Origin of the sequence: Aliivibrio sp. S10_S31, assembly GCF_014694495.1 — a bacterium.
Classification (GTDB): domain Bacteria; phylum Pseudomonadota; class Gammaproteobacteria; order Enterobacterales; family Vibrionaceae; genus Aliivibrio; species Aliivibrio fischeri.
On sequence record NZ_JAAUWR010000109.1, the window covers coordinates 1 to 526 of the forward strand.

The 526-nt window shown below is 45.2% G+C and carries 1 protein-coding gene; it reads left to right on the top strand.

From position 1 onward, the window contains the following. The coding region (locus HC728_RS19825) for an Ig-like domain-containing protein (protein WP_238933843.1) at positions 1–526 on the top strand (526 nt) is incomplete at both ends.

The window sequence follows — 526 nt, forward strand, 5'->3', positions numbered from 1 at the left end:
ACATTGGATACTGACTCGGGTATTAGTGATGGTGATTTATTAACGAATGATGGTTCATTCACAGTAACGCCAAGCGAAGTTGGCAATACAGTTGAATATCAGGCTGCAGATGGCAGTTGGTCAACAACCCCTCCTGCGGTGGTTGAAGGTGACAACTCAATTACAGTTCGTGAAACTGATGCTGCAGGTAATGTGTCTGGCTCAAACACACTTGATTTTGTGCTTGATACGCAAGCACCGAATGCACCAATAATCACTTTAGATACCGATAGCGGTAAGTTAGGTTATGACTTCTTAACTAATGACGGTTCATTCACGGTAACACCAAGCGAAGTTGGCAATACAGTTGAATATCAGGCTGCAGATGGCAGTTGGTCAACAACCCCTCCTGCTGTGGTCGAAGGTGACAACTCAATTACGGTGCGTGAAACTGATGCGGCAGGTAATGTGTCTGGCTCGAGTACATTAGATTTTGTGCTTGATACGCAAGCGCCAAATGCACCAACGATCACGCTGGATACTGATT